1 protein-coding gene is annotated in these 2523 nt (G+C 64.1%); it reads right to left on the bottom strand.

From position 1 onward, the window contains the following. Positions 1-644 precede the first annotated feature (644 nt). Positions 645-2405 carry a group II intron reverse transcriptase/maturase gene (ltrA, locus tag ACZ7OO_RS44020; RefSeq protein ID WP_471513004.1) on the bottom strand — a complete coding sequence of 587 codons (1761 nt, stop codon included), beginning with the start codon at positions 2403-2405 and terminating at the stop codon, positions 645-647. Positions 2406-2523: the final 118 nt, after the last annotated feature.

The raw sequence follows: 2523 nt of genomic DNA, 5'->3' as shown, positions 1-2523 counted from the left end.
CCATGATCTTGGAAGTCCGTGCCTGTCACGTTCCCCAGCCGCCGAGCCGGCAGATCACCACGAACCGGGCGCCGTCCGACTATGCCGAAGCCCTGGCTGTTGAGGTGTCTGACGGCAGTAGTTGACGGCAACGCCAGCGGACGGGTGCTGCACAAACTGGCGGATCGTCGCCGTCGTCGGGCTCGGTCGTCGTCTGGGTGAGGTTGCCGAGCGTGTGTCAGAGGAGGTCGATGGCCTGGCGCTGAAGGCGGAGCCGGACGTGGGCGTAGACCGTCGCGGTCACGCTGATGTAGGCGTGACACGGCCACTGTCAACCATCACCTGGGACCGAAGTGTCAAGCATCTACCGGGACCGGACACCGGGTGGCCCGAGGTGTGCGTTCAGATTTTCTCTACGAGTTTCAAGGCGGCACCCGCCCGCCGAGGCTGGCCGCCGTCGCCGATAATCCCGCCGTTCAATCGGGAGGCCAGCTACGCCGCAGGTGGCGAGCTCGCAGCCGGGGGTGATCCGGGGCTGCCGGAGCGGCAATCGGCCTGGTCGCCGGGCTGACCGTAACTGGGCTCCTGGCGGGTCGGGTAGCCGGAGCGCATCACTGCGCCCCGGCCCCCTCAGAACCGGACGTGCGGCTTTCACCGCATCCGGCTCAAGCAAGCCACTTGGGCTTCGTGGGACAGGAACTCACGGTCCGATTTCCGTCATTTGCATGATGCTGACGATGGCAATCGGCATGCACGAGGCGGAGGTTGGCTCGTGCGTCTGTACCGCCGTCTCTCCGGTAAACGAGGTGGTGCTTGTTGAGTAACTTCCTCGACGCCGAGAACCAGGCGATCCACTCACGCACATTGTCCGGTTCGTATTCGGCTCCTTCGATGAGCGCCTCACGGCAGAGGGGACACACGCCCTTCTGTCGTGCCGCCAGGAGCAGACTCGTCTTCCCCATCGGCGGTGGCGCTTTGATGCGGCGACGCTTCCGCCAGTAGCCCTTCAGGGCCGGGTCGTCCGGAGACGCCGCCCCCTTCACTGGGACATGGCGGGCATAGGCAGTCCATGCGAATTTCTGGAGGTAGGCGCCACTGGATTTGTCGCCGAACACCCAGTTGTCCCACCTGGACTTGTTGAACCGGCCGAAATAGTGGCGCTTAATCCACAGCCCCGAACGATTCGAGTGACTATGTTTCGCCCACTTGTAGAGCAGCGTGAACATGTAGTAATCCATCGAGCAGAAAGCCCGGTAGGACGCCGCACTTCGGTAGTACGCACTCCAGCCCCTGGCTACTGGGTTGAACGTGCGAATAACGGCCTTGGCCGGACCGCCAAGCAGAGCGCGCGCATCCGTTCTCAGCCGTTTCCGGAGTTTATTGCACGCTGCCCTGCTCGGCCTGATGACCAGCTTGTCACCGTGTCGCTGCACAGTGAATCCCAGGAAATCAAGCCCCTCATCGAGGTGGACCACATGCGTCTTGGCCTCGTTGAAATGCAGACCCCTGGGAGCAAGCCACGCCGTCAAATCCTCCTTGACCCGGTATGCCTCCTCCTTGCTGTGGCACAACACCACGAAGTCATCGGCATACCGCACCAGCACGGGTACTCCCGGGGCGGTGTTGCTCTCCCGCCCCTTGCGATTCTCATAGCGGAATCCCGCGGCCTCTTCCATCCCATGCAGGGCGATGTTCAGCAGCAAAGGGCTCACGACGCCGCCCTGGGGAGTGCCCTCCTCGGTCGGCGCCCAACGACCGTTCTCCATCACGCCGGCCCGCAGCCAGGCACGGAGCAGATTCCTGGCGGGAAACTGCCCGATCATGGCCATCAGGTGATCGTGACTGATGCGGTCGAAGGCCCCTTCCAGATCCGCGTCCAGCGCCCAGCGGCGCTTCGCCTTGGGACCCCGCGCGGAGGCCCGGATGGCTCCGATCGCGTCCTGGCAGCCACGTCCGGGGCGGAACCCATACGATCTCGCCTCGAACCTGGCCTCCCACTCGGGCTCCAGCGCGTTCTTCACGCGGGCCTGGAGCACCCGGTCACGGATGACCGGAATACCGAGCGGGCGCTGCTTCCCATTCGCCTTGGGGATGTACACGCGCTTGACCGGCTGGACCTTCCACGGAGTGGACAACTGGTGGCTTTGAGCTGCCAGTTTGGCTCGTGCCGCCGGTGTGAGGGCACGTTCTCCGTCGATGCCAGCGGTCTTGCGACCCCTGCTCTGCTGCGTCACCCGCCGCACGCTGACCAGCGTGTTGCTGCGGCTTCGCAGCATGAGCTTCTGCAAGTTCCGGACCCTCTTCAGATCCCCTTCCCGCGATGCCTTGAAAATCCGTTGCCTCAGCCGCCGTACATTCCGCTCACACACAGCCCAGTCAACGCTGTGCCAGGTTCGTGTGGGCGAATAGCCTTCGGGTCCATTCACCTCGGACGCACGGGCAGTCGACGCCAGGTCACGTCCGCTGGAGTGGTGTATCGACGGCCACTCGGCGATCTCGTTTTGAGGCTATGCGGTGAGTTCGGTGGGCAGGACGGTGTCGTCG

Source organism: Streptomyces sp. NPDC111744 (assembly GCF_055634995.1).
Note: the sequence above shows the minus strand (reverse complement) of the source record. Positions and strands in the feature narration are given on the sequence as shown.